20 protein-coding genes are annotated in these 17814 nt (G+C 72.5%); 14 read left to right on the forward strand and 6 right to left on the reverse strand.

The features are described 5' to 3' along the window. Positions 1-32: 32 nt before the first annotated feature. Positions 33-1061, reverse strand: a complete 1029-nt coding sequence (locus tag ACFVYS_RS26140) for an acyl-CoA dehydrogenase family protein (protein ID WP_389505732.1) — start codon at positions 1059-1061, stop codon at positions 33-35. Between the two features lie 97 nt (positions 1062-1158). Between ACFVYS_RS26140 and ACFVYS_RS26145 the strand changes: the two genes are divergently transcribed. The 7 genes from ACFVYS_RS26145 to ACFVYS_RS26175 all read left to right on the forward strand — a co-directional run bounded on the left by ACFVYS_RS26145 (position 1159) and on the right by ACFVYS_RS26175 (position 7043). Then, a complete protein-coding gene (locus tag ACFVYS_RS26145; RefSeq protein WP_389505734.1) occupies positions 1159-1509 on the forward strand; it encodes a YciI family protein in 351 nt (116 codons plus the stop codon). Next, positions 1509-2708 (forward strand): RNA polymerase sigma factor, encoded by a 1200-nt coding sequence (locus tag ACFVYS_RS26150; RefSeq protein WP_389505736.1) that lies wholly within the window; start codon positions 1509-1511, stop codon positions 2706-2708. The genes ACFVYS_RS26145 and ACFVYS_RS26150 overlap by 1 nt, the downstream gene beginning before the upstream one ends. A gap of 160 nt (positions 2709-2868) precedes the next feature. Continuing rightward, complete coding sequence (locus ACFVYS_RS26155; RefSeq protein WP_389505738.1) at positions 2869-4194, forward strand: aldehyde dehydrogenase family protein; 1326 nt, start codon at positions 2869-2871, stop codon at positions 4192-4194. A gap of 285 nt (positions 4195-4479) precedes the next feature. Further along, positions 4480-4644, forward strand: coding sequence for a hypothetical protein (locus ACFVYS_RS26160; RefSeq protein WP_160160046.1), 165 nt, complete (start codon positions 4480-4482; stop codon positions 4642-4644). Next, positions 4641-5207: an RNA polymerase sigma factor gene (locus ACFVYS_RS26165; protein WP_389505740.1), complete on the forward strand. Its 567-nt coding sequence runs from the start codon at positions 4641-4643 to the stop codon at positions 5205-5207. The genes ACFVYS_RS26160 and ACFVYS_RS26165 overlap by 4 nt, the downstream gene beginning before the upstream one ends. Then, positions 5204-6070: a hypothetical protein gene (locus tag ACFVYS_RS26170; RefSeq protein ID WP_389505742.1), complete on the forward strand. Its 867-nt coding sequence runs from the start codon at positions 5204-5206 to the stop codon at positions 6068-6070. Before ACFVYS_RS26165 ends, ACFVYS_RS26170 begins: the two co-directional genes overlap by 4 nt. Positions 6071-6122: 52 nt before the next feature. Then, a complete protein-coding gene (locus ACFVYS_RS26175; RefSeq protein ID WP_389505744.1) occupies positions 6123-7043 on the forward strand; it encodes an aldo/keto reductase in 921 nt (306 codons plus the stop codon). A gap of 231 nt (positions 7044-7274) precedes the next feature. Here ACFVYS_RS26175 and ACFVYS_RS26180 read toward each other — a convergent pair whose 3' ends face one another. Then, positions 7275-7733 carry a pyridoxamine 5'-phosphate oxidase family protein gene (locus ACFVYS_RS26180; RefSeq protein WP_389505746.1) on the reverse strand — a complete coding sequence of 153 codons (459 nt, stop codon included), beginning with the start codon at positions 7731-7733 and terminating at the stop codon, positions 7275-7277. Positions 7734-8381: 648 nt separating this feature from the next. Here ACFVYS_RS26180 and ACFVYS_RS26185 point away from each other — a divergent pair. Then, complete coding sequence (locus tag ACFVYS_RS26185; RefSeq protein WP_389505748.1) at positions 8382-8786, forward strand: VOC family protein; 405 nt, start codon at positions 8382-8384, stop codon at positions 8784-8786. A gap of 49 nt (positions 8787-8835) precedes the next feature. Then, a complete protein-coding gene (locus tag ACFVYS_RS26190) occupies positions 8836-9906 on the forward strand; it encodes an adenosine deaminase (RefSeq protein WP_389505750.1) in 1071 nt (356 codons plus the stop codon). Here ACFVYS_RS26190 and ACFVYS_RS26195 read toward each other — a convergent pair. Further along, positions 9888-10403, reverse strand: coding sequence for a DinB family protein (locus ACFVYS_RS26195; RefSeq protein ID WP_389505752.1), 516 nt, complete (start codon positions 10401-10403; stop codon positions 9888-9890). The genes ACFVYS_RS26190 and ACFVYS_RS26195 overlap by 19 nt on opposite strands. 25 nt (positions 10404-10428) lie before the next feature. Next, positions 10429-11313: a LysR substrate-binding domain-containing protein gene (locus tag ACFVYS_RS26200; RefSeq protein ID WP_389505753.1), complete on the reverse strand. Its 885-nt coding sequence runs from the start codon at positions 11311-11313 to the stop codon at positions 10429-10431. 114 nt (positions 11314-11427) lie between these two features. Between ACFVYS_RS26200 and mgrA the strand changes: the two genes are divergently transcribed. Beyond that, positions 11428-12420: an L-glyceraldehyde 3-phosphate reductase gene (mgrA, locus tag ACFVYS_RS26205; RefSeq protein WP_389505755.1), complete on the forward strand. Its 993-nt coding sequence runs from the start codon at positions 11428-11430 to the stop codon at positions 12418-12420. Here mgrA and ACFVYS_RS26210 read toward each other — a convergent pair. Both ACFVYS_RS26210 and ACFVYS_RS26215 read right to left on the reverse strand, forming a co-directional pair. Then, a complete protein-coding gene (locus tag ACFVYS_RS26210) occupies positions 12410-12679 on the reverse strand; it encodes a DUF1905 domain-containing protein (RefSeq protein WP_389505912.1) in 270 nt (89 codons plus the stop codon). The two genes, mgrA and ACFVYS_RS26210, sit on opposite strands and share 11 nt — an antisense overlap. Before the next feature lie 91 nt (positions 12680-12770). Further along, the gene (locus tag ACFVYS_RS26215) at positions 12771-13154 is read right to left on the reverse strand and encodes a nuclear transport factor 2 family protein (RefSeq protein ID WP_389505757.1); all 384 of its coding nucleotides are present in this window, start codon (positions 13152-13154) and stop codon (positions 12771-12773) included. 309 nt (positions 13155-13463) lie between these two features. Between ACFVYS_RS26215 and ACFVYS_RS26220 the strand changes: the two genes are divergently transcribed. From ACFVYS_RS26220 to ACFVYS_RS26235, 4 genes are read left to right on the forward strand one after another with little or no spacing between them, the layout of a single operon-like run. Next, complete coding sequence (locus ACFVYS_RS26220) at positions 13464-13874, forward strand: hypothetical protein (RefSeq protein WP_057605152.1); 411 nt, start codon at positions 13464-13466, stop codon at positions 13872-13874. A 51-nt stretch (positions 13875-13925) separates the two neighbouring features. After that, the gene (locus tag ACFVYS_RS26225) at positions 13926-16265 is read left to right on the forward strand and encodes an FHA domain-containing protein (RefSeq protein WP_389505759.1); all 2340 of its coding nucleotides are present in this window, start codon (positions 13926-13928) and stop codon (positions 16263-16265) included. 9 nt (positions 16266-16274) lie between these two features. Then, positions 16275-16823: a hypothetical protein gene (locus tag ACFVYS_RS26230; protein ID WP_389505761.1), complete on the forward strand. Its 549-nt coding sequence runs from the start codon at positions 16275-16277 to the stop codon at positions 16821-16823. Beyond that, a complete protein-coding gene (locus ACFVYS_RS26235) occupies positions 16820-17803 on the forward strand; it encodes a serine/threonine-protein kinase (protein ID WP_389505763.1) in 984 nt (327 codons plus the stop codon). Before ACFVYS_RS26230 ends, ACFVYS_RS26235 begins: the two co-directional genes overlap by 4 nt. Positions 17804-17814 lie beyond the last annotated feature (11 nt).

Genomic DNA, 17814 nt, shown 5'->3' on the forward strand with positions numbered 1-17814 from the left:
GCTCGCGTCGTTCCCGGCGCCCCTGGGGACGGCTAGTCGGCCAGTGACCTCAAGTGGTCCGTGCGTGACTCCCGCGTCTGGGCCTGGACCATGAGGAACAGCGCCTCCCTCGCCAGGCGTTGGGCCCTGTTCGTCAGCAGCATGGAGCGGCCGCCGCCGGTCACCACCCCCGCCGTGGTCGCCGCGCGCATCACCTCGGACGCCTGGGTCCGCAGGGCCAGGCGCTCCGCCAGGCGCTCATCGGGCGCCGAACCGTCGGCGAGGGCGTAGGCCCGGGTGCGGACCTCCGTGAGACGGGCGCGCAGCGGGGCCGCCGTGTCCTCGTCCAGCAGGGTCAGGGCCGCTTCGGTGACACCGAAGACCGCCGGGTTGGCGTTCACCGTCCTGAGGCGGTCCGCCGCCGACCAGCGCTCGTGCGGGGTGCGCAGCGCGACCGCCTCCTCGGGGAGCCACAGGCCGTCCAGTTCCAGGGAGACCGTGCGGGCCGCGGTGAGGGCGGCGAGGCGCAGCGGGGCCGAGGCCCGCAGGCCCGGCTGCTCACGCGCCTCGGTGAAGGCGAACAGCACCTCGCCGGTGTCGGTGACCCCGGCGAGCAGCAGCACATCGTTCAGGCCCCACCCGGTGTACCAGGGGACCGTCCCGTCGAAGCGCCAGCCGGCCCGCTCCGGGGTGACCCGGACGGGGATGCGCGGATACGCCCGCAGGTGCGCGTACGCCACTCCCGACAGCAGTTCACCGCTCGCCAGCGGGCCCAGCAGGCGTTCGCGCGCCGCACCCTCGTTCCTGGCCAGGGTAAGTACCGGGGTGTGGTGCTGCGCCTGCACGAACCAGGTGGAGCAGCACGCCCCGGCCAGGATCTCCGTCGTCTCGCGCAGCACCGCACCGGGTGCCTCGGCCCCGCCGTACTCCTTCGGCGCGTTCAGCCCGAGCAGTCCCGAGCGCCTGATCTCCGCGAGGTGGCTGCTGGGGACCTCTTCCTGGTCGACCTGTTCGGCGTGCGGGGCGAGGAGTTCGTCCGCGAGGCTGCGGGCGCGCGCGACGAGGGGGTGCGGTGCGGTCATGGGCGCGATTCTCCCGGTTCCGTGGCGCGGGGTGTCGATCCGGGGGGTCGCCGTTCGTGTAGGAGGTGACAGAACGGCACGCGACCTGGAGGACGTCATGAAGCACTACCTGCTCAGCGTGATCACACCCACCGAGGGCGAACCCCCGTCGGCCGAGGGGATGGCGGAGATCGGCCGCAACCTCGAGACGTTCCACCGGGAACTGCGCGAGGCCGACGCCTGGGTGTTCGCCGGGGGGCTGCACGGGCCGGAGACGGCCACCGTGCTGCGTCCGGGCGGCGACGACGTCCTCGTCACCGACGGGCCGTACGCCGAGGGCAAGGAGTACCTCGGCGGGATCTGCCTGATCAAGGCGCCGGACCTGGACGCCGCCCTGCACTGGGGCCGCCGGGCGACCTGGGCGACCACCCTCCCCATCGAGGTGCGCCCCTTCATGGGCGAGGCCTGATGCCCCTCGACGTCGAGGCCGTGTTCCGCGCGGAGTACGGCCGTGCCGTCGCCGTCCTGGTCCGTTTCCTCGGTGACATCGACCTCGCCGAGGAGGCGGTGCAGGAGGCCTTCACCACGGCCGTCGGGCGCTGGCCGCAGACCGGTGTGCCGCCGAGCCCGGCCGGCTGGATCATCACCACCGCCCGCAACCGGGCCGTCGACCGGCTGCGCCGCGAGTCCACCCGGGACGCCCGGCACGCCGAGGCCTCCCTGCTGTACGCCACCGAGCCGCCCGTGGAGGAGGGCCCCGTGCGCGACGACCGGCTCCGTCTGATCTTCACCTGCTGCCATCCCGCGCTGGCACCGCGGGCGCAGGTCGCCCTGACCCTGCGGCTCCTCGGCGGCCTCACCACCGCCCGGCTCGCCCGCGCCTTCCTCGTCCCCGAGCCGACCATGGCCCAGAGGCTGGTCCGCGCCAAGGCGAAGATCCGGGACGCGCGGATCCCGTACCGCGTGCCACGCGACGCCGACCTGCCCGACCGGCTGAACGGCGTGCTCGCCGTCATCTACCTGATCTTCAACGAGGGGTACGGGGGCGACCCGGGCCTGTGCGCCGAGGCCCTGCGCCTCGGCCGGCTCCTCACCGAGCTGATGCCGGACGAGCCCGAGGCCACCGGGCTGCTGGCGCTGATGCTGCTCGTCCACTCGCGCCGGAGCGCACGGGAGAACGCCGACGGCACGCTCGTACCGCTGCCCGAGCAGGACCGCGGCCGATGGGACCGGGCCCTGGTCACCGAGGGGCAGTCGCTCGTCCGCCGCTGTCTGCGCCGCGACCGGCCGGGGCCGTACCAGATCCAGGCCGCGATCCAGGCCGTCCACAGCGACGCGCCGACCGCCGCCGACACCGACTGGCGGCAGATCCTGCGCCTGTACGACCAGCTCATGGAGTGCGCCCCGAGCCCAGTCGTGGCGCTCAACCGGGCGGTCGCCGTGGCGGAGACGCAAGGCCCGGCCCGGGCCCTCGACCTCGTCGACGCGCTGGACCTCGACGGTTACTACGTCTGGCACGCGGTCCGCGCCGATCTGCTGCGCCGCCTGGACCGGGTCGCCGAGGCCGCGGAAGCCTACGAGGCGGCCCTCGCGCTGAGCGAGAGCCCGGCGGAACGGGCCTTCCTCGCCCGGCGCGGACACGCGCTCACCGAACAGGCCGGGGAGTAGTCGGCGCCGCCGGGAATGTATTTTGGTGCATGAAAGGTTGGCATATACATCGAGCTCATCGCTCGCACCGACAACGAGCCCGGTGCTCGTACCCAGGACGAGCAGACCGCTCGCACCGAGACCCCAGGGCCGTGAGGCCCGCGCACCCCAGTGAGGCACCGTGACCACCGCCGCCACTCCCGAGCAGCCCGCCGACGTCGTAGCCCGGCTGCGCGCCACCTTCCGCACCGGCCGCACCAAGCCCGTCGCCTGGCGCACGGAGCAGCTGCGCCGGCTGCGCGAGCTGCTCACCGAGCGGGGCGCCGACCTGGCCGACGCCCTCCACGCCGACCTGGGCAAGAGCTCCGCCGAGGCGTACCGCACCGAGATCGACTTCACGGTCCGGGAGATCGACCACACGCTCGACCACCTGGACACGTGGCTGCGCCCCGAGTCCGCCCCGGTCCCGGCCCACCTCGGCGCCGACGCCACCGCGTGGACCCAGGTCGACCCGCTCGGCGTGGTCCTCGTCATCGCGCCCTGGAACTACCCCGCGCAGCTCCTGCTCGCCCCGCTGGTCGGCGCTCTCGCCGCCGGAAACGCGGTGGTCGTCAAGCCCAGCGAGCTCGCGCCCGCCACCTCCGCCGCGCTGGCCCGTCTGCTGCCGGCGTATCTCGACACCGAGTCGGTCGCCGTCGCCGAGGGCGGGGTCCCGGAGACCACCGCCCTGCTGGCCGAGCGCTTCGACCACATCTTCTACACCGGCAACGGCACCGTCGGCCGCATCGTCCTGCGCGCCGCCGCCGAGCACCTCACCCCCGTCACCCTCGAACTCGGCGGCAAGTCACCGGCGTTCGTCGACCGCGACACCGATCTCTCCGTCGTCGCGGACCGGCTGGCCCGCGGCAAGTTCCTCAACGCCGGCCAGACCTGCGTCGCCCCCGACTACGTCCTCACCGACCCGGAGACGGCCGCCGCCCTCGAACCCCTGCTGACCCGCGCGGTCGAGACGCTCTACGGGACCGACCCGCAGGCCTCCGACGCCTACGGCCGCATCATCAACGAACGCCACTTCGACCGGCTCGCCGCTCTGCTCGACTCCGGCCGGATCGTGGTCGGCGGCGGCAACGACCGTACGGACAAGTACCTCGCGCCCACCGTTCTGGCCGACGTCGACCCCGGGTCGCCCGTGATGCGGGAGGAGATCTTCGGCCCGATCCTGCCGATCGTCACCGTCGAGGGCCTGGACGAGGCGATCGCCTTCATCAACGACCGCGACAAGCCGCTCGCCCTGTACGTCTTCACCGAGTCCGGCGAGACCCGGAGCCGCATCGCCGCCGAGACCTCTTCCGGCGGCCTCGGCTACGGTCTGCCGCTCGCCCATCTCACCGTCTCCGACCTGCCGTTCGGCGGAGTGGGCGAGAGCGGCATGGGCAACTACCACGGCCGCTACTCCATCGAGACGTTCAGCCACCGCAAGGCGGTGCTGGAGAAGCCGCTGCACTGAGCCGCGCGAGGCGCGGACGGCGGGTGCGGGTGGCGGGTGCGGGTGGCGGGCGCGGGCGGGCGAAAACGGACGGGAGTGAGCGGAAGTAGCCCGTCAAGCGGCAGTCAGGGAAGCGGTATTGGCCCGGAACGGCACGCTCCGTAGTCCAAAACGGCCAATTCCGTCGGACTTTCGAATCCGGAGTGCACGAAACGGCACCGCCGGACGCCGTGGAGGCAGAAGGTGTGACCGATGCCTTCCGGGGTCCCTGGGCCCCGCACAGCCAGCGGAAGGACCGAAGGGTCCGTGAACGACCAGTTCGAACAGCTCGCCCGCGACGTGGCGTTGTCCGTACTTGCCCTCCGGGTCTTCGGACCCGGAGTCCTCACCCTCGCGCGTCGGTTCGTCGCCGCACTCGTGCGGGTGGGCGTCCGGGAAATGGACCATCGGCTCCCCGGAGGCGATCGGTGACCCAGGAGGAGTTGCGACCCGCCGGAAACCCGCGCGCGCCGGAGAAGCTGCCCCTGGACTTCAGCGCCTTCCACCAGATGCACCGCCCGCGCTACGTCCGCGAGGCCGAGCGCTGCCTGCGCTGCCGCGCGGACGCCGAGGAGGCCGTGGACGAGGCGTTCGTCCAACTCGCCCGGCAGTGGCCGCAGATACTGAGCGCCGAGAATCCCGCCGCCTACGCCTGGCGGGTGGTGAAGAACCGCGTCATCGACCACGCCCGGGCCCGCGGCCGGCGCGCCACGCTGATGGACACGGCCGTCTTCGAGACGGTCACCCTCCAGGGCGCCGAGGACGCCTTCGAGGTGATCGAGCAGAACCTGCGGCTGTTCCGGGCGATCTCCGCCCTCCCCGAGCGCCAGCGCGACGTCATCCGGCTGCGCTACTGCGAGGGCTACAGCACCGCCGACGTGGCGTTCCAGCTGGGCATCACCGAGGCCGGGGTGCGTTCCACCGAGCGCTATGCCAAACGCCGGCTGCGGGACATCTACACATCGTGCGCCGAGGAGGAGGCGGAGCGGTCATGACCTTCGACACCGCGAGCGACATCGACACCCTGCTGGCCGGGGCGCGGCTGACCCCCACGGCCCCCTACAGCCGCGTGGACATCGAGGCCGCGGAGGCCCGTATCGCCGCCCGGGTCGCGGCGGGCGGCCCCGACGGACCCACGGCGCGGGTGTGCCCGCAGCGCGCCGCGGCGGCCCGCAGGCCCCCGCGGGTGCACCCCGCGGCGCGGGACCTCCGAGCGCTCTGCGAGGCACTGCTGACCCGCCCCGGTGCGCTGAAGGGCCTCGGCAACTTCCTGGGCAGCTCCCTTCCCGAGCCGTCCGGCGCACGGATTCTCGGCAGCCTCCTGTACCTCGCCGACTGCGAGGACAGCGCCCGCTTCTGGTGGCAGTACGGCGCCGGCGCCTCGGACACCGTCTCCGGCTACTGCCTCTACCTCCACCACCGCTCGATGGGGGAGGACGACGAGGCCGACTGGTGGCTGAGCCACACCGAGATCACCCCCGCCACGCTGAGCCGGGAGGCCACCGAACTGGAGATCGCCACGGCGCTGCATGTGCTCAGCGGTCTGCGCCGTGCCGGGCGAGGACTGCCCAGGGCGCTGCGGGCGCTGGTCGAGTACGTGCCGGCGGTGGTCGGTTTCGTCGACGACGACCTCGAACTCCCCCTCCCCGACGGCGATCTGGCCGAGATCGTGGAGGAGGTCGTCGCCCATGGCACACCCCCCGTCAACGAGCGCCGGCGTGCCAGGTCCGGCGGGCTGCCCGAACGCCGGGAGCCGGCCGTGCACACCGTGTCCTCGGCCACCCCGCGCACGGCCCGGCACTGGAGCCGTGACGTCCAGGAAGCGCTGCGCAAGTGCGAGGAGACCGTGGCCTGTTGAGGTGCCGTGCCACCGGCTCGTGCCGTTGCCCGGCGCGTGCGAGACTGCCCGGATGACCTCCGCAACGATCACCGCGGATGCCGCGGGCACCTGGGACATCGGCGACCTGTCGGTCCGCCGCATCGGCTTCGGCGCGATGCGGCTGACCGGCAGCGCGGCCTTCCACCTCGGCACGCCGAGCGACCGCGGCCGCTCGATCGCCGTCCTGCGCAAGGCGATCGAGCTCGGCGTCGACCACATCGACACCGCCGCCTTCTACTTCTCCGCCCTCCGCTCCGCCAACGAGCTGATCAACAGCGCGCTCGCCCCGTACCCGGACGACCTGCTGATCGCCACCAAGGTCGGCCCCTTCCGCGACTGGTCGGGGGAGTGGGGCACCTCGGCCCGCCCCGAGGACCTGCGCGCTCACGTGGAGGAGAACCTGCGCCAGCTCGGCCGCGACCACCTCGACCTGGTGTACCTGCGCCGGATGCGCCAGGAGTCGATCGCCGAGCACTTCGGCGCCCTCGCCGAACTGCGCGCCGCCGGACTGATCCGCCACCTCGGCATCTCCGACGTCGAACCCCGCCATCTCGCCGAGGCACAGGCCATCGCCCCCGTCGTCAGCGTGCAGAACCGCTACGGCCTCGGCCACCACGCCCCGGAGACCGAGGAACTCCTCCGCGTCTGCGGCGAACAGGGCGTCGCCTTCGTGCCGTTCTTCGCCATCGCCGGCGACGGCGGAACGCAGGGCGTCACCACCGCCCCTGACGAGGCGGTGCTCGCCGCCGCCCGCGCCCACGGCACCTCCGTCGCCGCTGTCCGCCTCGCCTGGACCCTCGCCCAGGGGCCGCATGTGCTGGCCATCCCGGGCACCGGAGACCCCGTCCACCTCACGGAGAATGTCGCGGCGGGCGCGCTGCGCCTCACGGCCGAGGAACTGCACGGCCTGAACGCCGCCCACCGTGCCGCCGCCGGGACACCGGCCAACTGATCCGCCGACGAGCGGCATGCCCGCGCCTGCTGCTCGCGCCCGCCGCCCGCGCCTGCTGCCGCCCGGACGGCACCCGCCGGGCGCCCGGACGCCGGAAACCGCCCGACGAGACCATCCCCGGGCCCCGCCGCCCGGCGGGACCCGGACGGCGCCCGGCTGTTTCCGGTGAAGGGCGCCCGGAACGCCGACCGCATCCGGGTACCGGCGCCTGACCCGGGCCGGCAGCGCGAGCTACACGACCCACGCCCCGTCCCGCATCAGATGCCGACGGGGCAGCTCGTGCACCTCGCGCCATGTCTGCACCGCCACCGGCCGCACCCGGAAGTAGGCGTACGGTGCGCCGTCCCGGCCCGGGTCCCAGCCGGTCTTCGCCAGGAACGCCCGGGCGGCCGCCTCCGGTACCTCCTCCCGCGTGTACGTCTCGACCTCGCCGTCGACGAGAACCACGTCCCGTGTGTCCCCGAGGGCCAGGCGGGCTCGGCCGCCCTCCCGCAGGTTGCGGCCGGTGGGGTTGGTGAGCCGGGTGGACAGCCACAGGTACTCGCCGTCCCAGACGAACCACAGCGCGACGAGACAGGGCAGCCCCTCCCGGTCCGCCGTGGCGACCCAGATGTCGAGTTCGCGTTCCAGCCGGTTCAGCAGTTCCTGCTTGCGCTGCCCGGGGGTACGGGGCGGCTCCGTGATCTTCATGGTCGGGACGCTAGCGACGGCGAGGGGCTCTCCGCCTCGGACGATGGTCCCGACCTCACAGGGCAATACACCTAGGCCACCGCCGTCGCCGCAGCGCCGACCGGCGTACGGCAGGGCGTTCGACAGGCCGAGGGAGGGTGGTCGACGCGAGGGGCCCGCGACTCGACCGCGCCTCGGGCCTGCGGCCTGGGCCACCGCCTTCGCGTGCTGACCGGCGTACGGCAGGGCGTTCGACAGGCCGGGGGAGGGTGTCGAGGCACGGGGCCCGCGACTCGACCGCGCCTCGGGCCTGCGGCCTGGCCCACCGCCGTCGCCGCGATGCCGGCGTACGGCAGGGCGTGCGGCAGCGCCTTCGAGACGCCGGGGAAGGGCGGTCGACGCAAGAGGCCCGGGACCCGACCGCGCCTCGGGCCACCGCCGTCGCCGCAGCGCCGACCGGCGTACGGCAGGGCGTCCGGGAGGCCGGGGGAGGGCGCGTCGCGAGGGTCCCTCCCGCGCCGGTGCGGCTCTCCCCGGCCGCGGTGCGATCCGCCGGACGGGCCCGGCCACCGCCGCCGGGAGGCGACTGGCGTAAGGAACGTTTTACGTATAACCTCTCCCGTCAATCGCACCTCCCGACAGCCCCCGCACGCTCCCCGAAAGGCCCCGATGAGTCGCATCGCCCTGGTCACGCTTGTCGTCGACGACTACGACGAGGCGATCCGCTTCTACACCGAGGCGCTCGGGTTCCGGCTCGTCGAGGACGAACCCCGCCCCGACGGCGCCCGCTGGGTCGTCGTGCGGCCGGGGGATCGCCAGGACGGCGTCGGGCTGCTGCTCGCCCGGGCCAAGGGCGAGGACCAGCGCGCCCGGATCGGCGACCAGACCGGCGGCCGCGTCGGGTTCTTCCTGCACACCGAGGACTTCGCCGGCGACCACGCCCGCATGCTCGCCGCCGGTGTGACCTTCCTGGAGGAGCCCCGCCACGAGGCCTACGGCTCCGTCGCCGTCTTCCAGGACCTGTACGGAAACCGCTGGGACCTGCTCCAGCCCGCCACCGCCGCCACCGCCTGAAAAACCACCTCAGAAACCACCTGAGAACCACCTGCCGAGGAACACGCTCATGACCGCGCCCCACATCGACACCGACACCCTCCGCCGCCTCCCCAAGGCCGTCCTGCACGACCACCTCGACGGCGGCCTGCGCCCCGCCACCGTCGTCGAGCTCGCGGACGCGATCGGCCACACCCTGCCCACCACCGACCCCGACGAGCTCGCCGCCTGGTACTTCGAGGCCGCCAACTCGGGTGACCTGGTGCGGTACATAGCCACCTTCGAGCACACCCTCGCCGTCATGCAGACCCGCGAGGGCCTGCTGCGCACCGCGGAGGAGTACGTGCTCGACCTGGCGGCCGACGGAGTCGTCTACGGCGAGGTCCGCTACGCCCCCGAGCTGAACGTCAACGGCGGGCTGACCCTCGCCGAGGTCGTGGAGACGGTCCAGGAGGGCCTCGCGGCCGGTATGGCGAAGGCGGCGGCGGCCGGGACGCCGGTCCGGGTCGGGACGCTGCTCTGCGGCATGCGGATGTTCGACCGGGTGGGCGAGGCCGCCGACCTCGCGGTCGCCTTCCGGGACGCCGGTGTCGTCGGCTTCGACATCGCCGGCGCCGAGGACGGCTTCCCGCCCGCCGACCACCTCGCCGCCTTCGAGCACCTGCGCCGCGAGAACGTCCCCTTCACCATCCACGCCGGCGAGGCGCACGGCCTGCCCAGCATCCACCAGGCCCTCCAGGTCTGCGGCGCCCAGCGCATCGGCCACGGCGTGCGCATCACCGACGACATCGTGGACGGCAAGCTCGGCCGGCTCGCGGGCTGGGTGCGCGACCGCCGGGTGGCCCTGGAGATGTGCCCCACCTCCAACCTCCAGACCGGTGCGGCGACCTCGATCGCCGAGCACCCGATCACCGCGCTGAAGGACCTCGGCTTCCGCGTCACCCTCAACACCGACAACCGGCTGGTCTCCGGCACGACGATGACCCGCGAGATGTCGCTGCTCATCCAGGAGGCGGGCTGGACCCTCGAGGACCTGCGTACCGTCACGGTGAACGCCCTCAAGAGCGCGTTCCTGCCGTTCGACGAGCGCAAGGCCCTCATCGAGGACGTCGTCCTTCCGGGTTACGCCGCCGCGCTCTGAAGCAGTCCGCGGACGTAGGCGGCCTGTCCGACGTGCTGGAGATCGTCGGACAGGACGCTGACCAGCCGTACGCCCAGGGTGACGGGCGGGTCCCAGCGCTCGTCCACGACGCGCTCCAGGTCCGCCGCCGTCAGCGCGCGCAGCGCCTGAAGGCTCTGCGCGTGCACGGCGTCGTGGTACCCGGTCAGCAGGCCGCCGTCGGAGACCCGCACCTTCGCGACCTTCGCGTCGCTGTGCCCGTACCCGGTGTCCTGGCGCGGCAGGTCGAGGCCGAACCGTTTCTCCCAGTCCTGGGCCAGCCACACCTGGTCGCGTCCGAAGGCGTCGGCGAGATGGTCGTCCTGGACGCGGGTGAGATGCCAGACGAGCCAGGCGATCGAGTTGGCCCCGTCGGCGGGCCGGGCGTTCAGGTCGTCGGGGTCCAGGCCCTCGACGGCGGCGTGGACCTCTTCCTGGATGCGGTGGTACCCGTCGATGAGGATGTCCTTGGCATGCATACGTCCACCATCGCGCACCCCGCCCTCACCCGCTCCCCGTTTCCAGCAGCGCCATCAGCGCCCGGGCCGCCGGGCTGGTCGACCGCGCGGGCGGCAGCAGCGCGACCGTCTCGTACACCGCCTCGCCCGTGCCCTTGAGGGGCAGTGCGGTGAGCGCCTCCCGCTTGTGCCGGAAGTGGCGCGGTACGACGGCGACCCCGAGGTTCTCGTCCACCAGGTCCAGCAGACTGTGCACGTCGTTGACCTCCAGGGCGACCGTGCGGCGCACTCCCACCTCGGCGAACGCGGCGTCGGTGGCGCGGCGCGGCCCCCAGTCCGGATGGAAGTCGACGAACACCTCGCCCGCGACGTCCTGGGGCGTCAGCGCCGCCGACACCCCGGCGAGCCGGTGCTCGGGATGGCACAGGACGTACATCGGCTCGGTGGCCAGCGGCGCGCAGCGGAGCTGGTCGGTGTCCGTCTGGGTCCGATAGGCGAAGGCCAGGTCGAGCCGGCCGGCCGCCACCTCCTCGCCGAGCGCGCCCGAGCCGGTCTGCCGCAGCCGGATCTCCACGTCGGGATGGCGCCGCCGGAACGCCGCCAGCAGCCCGGCCACGTCCACTCCGGCGATGCACTGCTCGGTGCCCACGGAGAGGGTGCCGCGCACGACGCCCTGCACGGCCGCCACCGCCTCGTGGGCCGCCCGCACCTGCGCCAGGATCCGCTCGGCCTCGGCCAGCAGCGCCCGGCCCGCCTCCGTCAGCGTCACCCGCCGGGTGGTCCGGACGAACAGCGGGGCGCGCAGCTCCCGCTCCAGGGCCCGGATCGACGCCGACAGGCCCGACTGGGAGACCATGAGGCGTTCGGCGGCCCGGGTGAAGTGCTGGTCCTCGGCGACCGCGACGAAGTGCTGGAGGTGGCGCAGTTCCATGATTGAGAAGCGTAGCCGCACAATTCCATCGGATTCTTCTGTTGGACCACTACCCGCAGGTCGGGCCAGAGTGGGTAGCGGTTCCTGAAACCGACCGATCTTCTTGGAGTCGCGTTGTACACCGCACACCCCGACCGCTACGCCGACATGCCCTACCGGCGCACCGGACGCAGCGGCCTGAAGCTCCCCGCGCTGTCGCTCGGACTGTGGCACAACTTCGGCCCGGACCGTCCGGTCGAGACGCAGCGGGCCATCCTGCGCCGCGCCTTCGACCTCGGCATCACCCACTTCGACCTGGCGAACAACTACGGCCCGCCGCCCGGCGCCGCCGAGTCCGCGCTGGGCGAGGCGCTGAAGGCGGACTTCGCGCCGTACCGCGACGAGCTGGTCATCTCCACCAAGGCCGGCTACCTGATGTGGCCGGGACCGTACGGCGAATGGGGCTCGCGCAAGTACCTGCTGTCCTCGCTCGACCAGAGCCTCACCCGGATGGGCCTGGACTACGTCGACATCTTCTACTCGCACCGCCCCGACCCGGAGACTCCCCTGGAGGAGACGATGGGCGCTCTGCACACCGCGGTCCAGCAGGGCAAGGCGCTCTACGTCGGCGTCTCCAACTACTCGGCGGAGCAGACCCGCGAGGCCGCCCGCATCCTCGGTGAGCTGGGCACCCCGCTGCTCATCCACCAGCCGCGCTACTCGATGCTCGACCGCCGCCCCGAGAGCGAGGGCCTGCTCGACGCCCTGGACGAACTCCAGGTCGGGTCGATCGTGTTCTCGCCGCTGGAGCAGGGCCTGCTGACCGGCCGTTACCTGAACGGCATCCCGGAGGACTCCCGAGCGGCGAGCGACAGCCCGTTCCTGAACTCCGAGGCGCTCACCGAGGAGCTCACCGGCAAGCTGCGCGCCCTCGACGACATCGCCAGGTCCCGCGGTCAGTCCCTCGCCCAGCTCGCGCTGGCCTGGGTGCTGCGCGGCGGCCGGGTGACCTCCGCGCTGGTGGGCGCGAGCAGCGCCCGGCAGATCGAGGACAGCGTCGGCGCCCTCGCCAACCTGGACTTCGACGCCGAGGAGCTGACCCGGATCGACGCGGTGATCAACGGCTGAGCCGTTCCGTCAGGCGTACGGTCACCGAGTCGCCCTCCTGCTTTCCGATCGCCTTGCGGACGTCGGCATTGACGGGAAGCTTGTGGGTGCCGTCCCCGAGGGCCATGAACGAACTCCGGAACGGATGCCCGTCGACCGTTCCGCGGATCTTTACCAGTCCGCGAGTTCCGAAGAATTCGACGGACTCCGGCCAGACGACGTAGGTCCAGCCGCCTTTCGCCGGGCTCTTGCACAGCACGGCCGTGAATTCGGTGTTCATGATTCCGTTTGCGCTCATGACGTCCTCCGCTCGCGGTGATCTCCCACCGGGTAGACCGCCACGAGCGGAGGAATTCATCGCGGGGCGGGCCTCAGGCTCCGGCGGGCACCCGGTCGAGGAATCCGAGGACGGCCGTGATCCGGTCCTGGGCGTCCAGAGTGATGACGTCGGATCCGGCCACCGGTGCCGAGCCGTCGGCCTCGCTCACCAGCTCCCAGGAGAAGCGGGCCGTGTCGTGATGCCCGTCCACACCGCCGGTGAGCCGGAAGGCGAAGCCCGGGAACTGCGCGTGCGCCGCCGCGATCACCGCCGCGATCCGCTCATGGCCCCGGACGTCGGCCAGCGGGTCGGTATAACCTCCGTCCACGGCCCAAGCGGCGGTAACAGCCTTGGCCAAAGCCTCGGGCTCCCGTGCGTTCCAGGCCTCGAAGTAGCGGGCGACGGCATTCTCGTAACGGTCGGTGTTCGCGGACATCGTGAATCGGCCTCCAATGAGGTCATCGATACTGGTCAGGTCCCGGATCTCGGTTATCGCCGATCCGGTGTGACCACCTTGCCCGCCCCCCGCCGTCCGGGTCGATTACCTGTCGGGTAATGACGACGGGATCCGGTGCTCGCCGGATTTCGGCCATGAACGACACGGAATATGCCAAGAGACTGGCCGGAAAGTCATGGTGACAGTGTTTCAAGAGTGAACATACTCAAAGGTCAGGGGCAGTTCACCCCATAGGAGCCGCACGGAAAGCGAGGCACGACCGGCCGGCGAGCACCGGGGGAGAGAGACGTGCACGACGAATTCCTGTGCCATGTCACCGCATACGGCGTCTGCGACGGCCGGCGGATCGGCGTACCGCTCGGCACCTACCGTGCCCCGACGCTCGCGCTCGCGCTGTGGTGGCTGCGGGACCGGGCCTCCTGGATGGCCGAACGGCTGGATCCGCGGCCCGAGAGCGAGCACATCCCGCCGGGCGCCCTGGTCCCGGTCGCCGACAACGTGCCGGACGTGCCCGAGCTGCTGCGGGCCTGGTGTGCCGACATGGGCCGGCAGGAGCTGGTGGCCGACGAGTTGGCGGGCGGGCGGCTGGTGCGGATCGCGATCAGCGACGAGACCACCGAGTACGAGCTGCTCGCCGAATCCGTCGACGCCCTGCGGATGCAGCGGACCGTCCCGGCGCTCGTCCTCCCCGTCGGCTGAGACCCCGCCGCCCGTCGGGCACACAAGGGTGCGAATCGATAGAATTAAGGCATGGTGGAGCGACCGGTCTCCTCGACCGCGCCCGAACTCGTGCTGGAGACCGAGACGGGTTCCAGCGTGCTGATCCCGGGCCACGACTACCGCATCGGACGGGACCCGCTCAGCGACATCGTCATCGACGACACCCGCGTCTCCTGGCACCACGCGGTGCTGCGACCCGACGGCGACCACTGGACCCTCGCCGACGAACACAGCACCAACGGGACCTACACCGACGGCAGGCGCGTCCAGGAGTGGGGCGTCGGCCCCGGCAGCGTGATCCGCATCGGCAGCCCGGACGACGGCCCGTACCTGGTCCTGTCGGGCCGCCCGCCGCCCCCGGCGGAACGCCCCTCGGCGGTCTCCATGCCCGGTGTGACGGGCACCTTCCGCGAGCCCACCTCCGTCCGGCCGCTGCCGTCGCGCACGGTCCGCATCGGCCGCGCCGCCGACAACGACCTCGTCGTCGACGACCTGGTCGTCTCGCGCCGGCACGCGGAACTGCGCGCGCTGCCCGACGGCGCTCACGAGATCGTCGACCTCGGCAGCCACAACGGGACCTACCTCAACGGGCTGCCCGTCACCCGGGCCACGCTCGACCCCGGCGACATCGTCGGCATCGGACACTCGGACTTCTGTCTCGTCGGCGACCAGCTCCAGGAGTACGTCGACACCGGGGAGGTCTCCCTCGACGTACAGGACCTCACGGTCGCCGTCGACCGCGGTCGCAAGGTCCTGCTCGACCACGTGTCCTTCCCGGTGGGGGAGAAGTGCCTGCTCGCGGTCGTCGGCCCCAGCGGCGCCGGCAAGTCCACGCTGCTCGGCGCCCTCACCGGCCAGCGCCCCGCCGATCACGGCACGGTCGTGTACGACGGCCGTGACCTCTACCGTGACTACGCCGAGCTGCGCCAGCGGATCGGACTGGTCCCGCAGGACGACATCCTGCACGGCCAGCTGACCGTGCGCAGCGCCCTCGTCTACGCCGCCGAGCTGCGCTTCCCGCAGGACACCGCCAGGGCCGAGCGCCGTGACCGGGTCGAGGAGGTCATCCGCGAGCTGGGGCTGGAGCAGCGCGCGGGCCAGCCCGTGCACACGCTCTCCGGCGGTCAGCGCAAGCGAGTCAGCGTGGCCCTGGAACTGCTGACCAAGCCCTCGCTGCTCTTCCTGGACGAGCCGACCTCGGGCCTCGACCCCGGCATGGACCGCTCGGTGATGCACATGCTGCGCGGCCTCGCCGACGACGGCCGTACCGTCATCGTCGTCACGCACAGCGTCCTCAGCCTCGACGTCTGCGACCGGCTGCTGGTGCTCGCGCCGGGCGGCAGGGTCGCCTACTACGGACCGCCCGAGGACGCTCTCGCCTTCTTCGGCTTCGAGCAGTGGCCGGAGGCCTTCGAGGCCTTCGAACGCGACCAGGACCGGGACTGGGCGGGGGAGTACCGCGACTCGCCGTTCCGGCGCCAGTACGTCGTCAACGACAGCGAGCAGCCCCGGCTGCCCCGCTCCGGCCCGGTGATCATGCTGCCGCCGCCCCGGCCCCGCAGCAGAAGCGCCCAGCTCGGCACCCTGGTCCGCCGCTACGCGACCGCGCTCGCCGCCGACCGCACCTTCCTCGCGATCATGATCGCCCTGCCGTTCGTCATGGGCGCGATGGCCCGCGCCCTGTCCGGCGGCGCACTCGACCGGGAGCACGCGATGAACGTGCTGCTCATCCTGTGCGTCGGCGGCGTCCTCACCGGCGCGGCCAACGCCGTGCGCGAACTCGTCAAGGAACGCGTGATCTACCAGCGGGAACGCGCCGTCGGCCTGTCCAGATCGGCGTACCTGATGTCCAAGGTCGTCGTCCTCGGCGCGGTGACCGTCGTCCAGGCGGTGGTGCTGACCCTCGTCGCCCTGCTCGGCGTCGACCTCAACGCTCCCGACGGCGAAGGCGTGTTGATGCCGCCCCTGGTCGAGATCACCCTCGCCGTGGCCCTGCTGGCCTTCACAGCCATGATGCTCGGCCTGCTGATCTCCGCGCTGGTCCACAAGGAGGAGGTGACGATGCCGCTGCTGGTGCTGCTCGCCATCGTCCAAGTGGTGTTCTGCGGGGCGCTGCTGACCCTGGACGGCGTGCCCGGTCTGGAGCAGCTGTCGTGGCTGGTGCCCGCGCGGTGGGCGCTCGGCGCGATGGCCGGCACCATCGGGCTGGCCAGGATCGTGCCCGGGGACATCACCGCGGATCCGCTCTTCGAGCACTCGGTGGGGGTGTGGCTGCTCGACGTGGGCATGCTCGTCGTGCTGTCGGCGGTCTGCGGATTCCTCGTCTCCCGGCTGCTGCGCCGGCACGAACCCGCCGTGATGCGGAAGTAGGGGCGGCCCATGACGACTCCCGGATTCCGGCCCACCCACGTGGTCCCCCCGCACGGCATGCCCGCCTGGGAGGCCCCCGACCCGGCCCGCCCCACCGTGCCCCTCGATCCGCTGCTGCCGGTCCGGCTCATGGAGCGGCGCGGCGACTGGGGGCGCGTGCTGTGCTCCAACGGCTGGTCGGCCTGGGTCGACGGCCGCTATCTGGTCGCCGTCCCCCAGGACCCGCCCCGCTCCGACGCCCCCCTCGCGACCGCCGCCGACCCGCGCCCCCTGCTCGGCCGCGCCGAACAGGCCCTGGCCCGGTACCGGGCGGCGGTGGAGGAACTGGCCGACGCCGGCCTCGACGGCGAGTCCTTCCGGCGCCGTACCCACGGACTGCGGATCGGTGTGGTCGTCGACGGCGAGGACGTGTGGCTGTACGACCCGGCGCGCGAGCGCTGGCTGTACGGCGACGGCACCCGCCTCAGCACCTACGCGACCGACCGGGCGCCGGAAGCGGCCGAGGACCAGGACCACACCGCCACCCGGATCGTGAACCCCGACCGGGGATCCCGATGACCCGCGGGACGACCCCCTTCTCCGGCCGGCCCTCCGAGCTGGTCGGCCGCAGGATCGCCGGCTACCGCATCGAGAGCGAGATCGGCCGCGGGGGCATGGCCGTCGTCTACCGCGCCCACGACCTGCGGCTTGACCGGACCGTCGCCCTCAAACTGCTCGCCCCGGAGCTGGCCCGCAACGACGTGTTCCGCAAACGCTTCACCCATGAGTCACGGGTGGCCGCGGCCATCGACCATCCGCACATCGTGCCCGTATTCGAGGCGGACGAGACCGACGGAGTCCTGTACATCGCCATGCGGTACGTGGAGGGGAGCGATCTGCGCCACCTCCTCGACCGCGAGGGCCCGCTGCCCCCGGCGACCGCCGTCCGTATCGCCGCGCAGGTCGCCTCCGCGCTCGACGCCGCCCATGAGCACGGGCTGGTCCACCGGGACGTCAAACCCGGCAACGTCCTCGTCGCCCGCGGCACCGACAGCGACCACCCCGAGCACGTCTATCTCACCGACTTCGGCCTGACGAAGAAGTCGCTCTCCCTGACCGGCTTCACCTCGGTCGGCCAGTTCGTCGGCACGCTCGACTACGTCGCCCCCGAGCAGATCTCCGGGCAGCCGGTCGACGGCCGCTGCGACGTCTACGGCCTCGCCTGTGTGGTCTACGAGTGTCTCGCGGGCCGCCCGCCCTTCCTCCGCGACGACGACGTGGCCCTGCTCTGGGCACACCAGAACGCCGATCCGCCCCCGCTGACGGAGACCCGCCCCGACCTCCCGCCCTACCTGGACGCGGTGTTCGCCCGGGCCCTCGCCAAGAGCCCCGAGGCACGTCATCCCACCTGCGGCGTCTTCGTCGCCGAGCTGAGGCCGACGCCGGGCGGCGGGCTCAGGCCCGCTCACCCGCCGACGGAACTGGCGGGCGCCCCGGCCGCGGCGCCGCAGCCTCCGCCCTGGGCACGGCCGGTCTGCCACCCGCTCGATCCCCGGTGACCCGAGGCGTC

This window comes from Streptomyces sp. NPDC058295, assembly GCF_042880655.1.
Classification (GTDB): domain Bacteria; phylum Actinomycetota; class Actinomycetes; order Streptomycetales; family Streptomycetaceae; genus Streptomyces; species Streptomyces coriariae.